The sequence below is a fragment of the Variovorax sp. 01T432 genome (assembly GCF_056398605.1).
Map to the genome: position 1 here is coordinate 1 of NZ_JBFTPS010000145.1, position 830 is coordinate 830.

General features: G+C 60.1%; 1 protein-coding gene. It reads right to left on the reverse strand.

The features are described from left to right. Nucleotides 1-10 precede the first annotated feature (10 nt). Nucleotides 11-774, reverse strand: a protein-coding gene (locus tag AC1DNF_RS35700) for an IS5 family transposase (RefSeq protein WP_478153659.1) whose coding sequence is annotated in 2 segments (ribosomal slippage) — nt 11-459 and nt 459-774 — 765 coding nt in all. Because the reading frame shifts where the segments join, the coding sequence is not laid out codon by codon here. Nucleotides 775-830 lie beyond the last annotated feature (56 nt).

Below are 830 nucleotides of genomic sequence, written 5' to 3' on the forward strand. Positions count from 1 at the left end.
CTAGGGCCTGTTAACACAAGCGAAGTCCATCGGCGATCAGCGCGAAGCTGATGAAGCCGAGGAACATCACGTCGAGTTTCTCGAAGCGCGAGAAGATGCGGCGGAATCCCTTGAGGCGCCGGAACAGCCGCTCGACTTCATTGCGGCGCTTGTACATCTCGCGGTCGTACTCCCACGGTTCGACTCGGGTCTTCAGCGGTGGGACAACCGGAATGAAGCCGAGGTCGAGCGCGAGTTGCCTGGTCTCGTTACCCTCGTAGGCGCGATCCATGAGCAGATGAAGCGGCCTGTTCGGTGCGCCCAGGCGGCTGAGTAACGCCCGCCCTGCCGGCGCATCGTGCGCCTGACCTGGCGACAACGAGAACGTTATGGCCGTGCGAGCATCCGCGGCAACCATATGAATCTTGGTGTTCCATCCGCCTCGGGACTTTCCGATGGCTTGCGGGCCGTTTTTTTTAGCGCCCCGGTCCCATCCGGATGCACCTTGATGCTGGTGCTGTCCAGCGACACGGCTTCGATCTTGATGCGCACGACCTGAGACTGCTGCAACTCCTCGAACACCCGGTCCATGACGCCCGACTTGGACCAGCGGTTCATGCGCGTGTAGATGGTGTGCCAGTTGCCGAACCGCTTGGGCAACCCACGCCACTTGCAGCCGTGCTCYGCGACGTAAAGGATCGCATTCAACACATCCAGGTTGGACAAGCTGACATTGCCCCGCTGCGTGGGCAAACAATGCTCGATCTGGGCGAACTGCGCTGGCGTGATTTCCATGCACGGATTTTCTCGCAGCCCGTACCTTCAAGTCAAATAGTGTTAACACGCCCTAG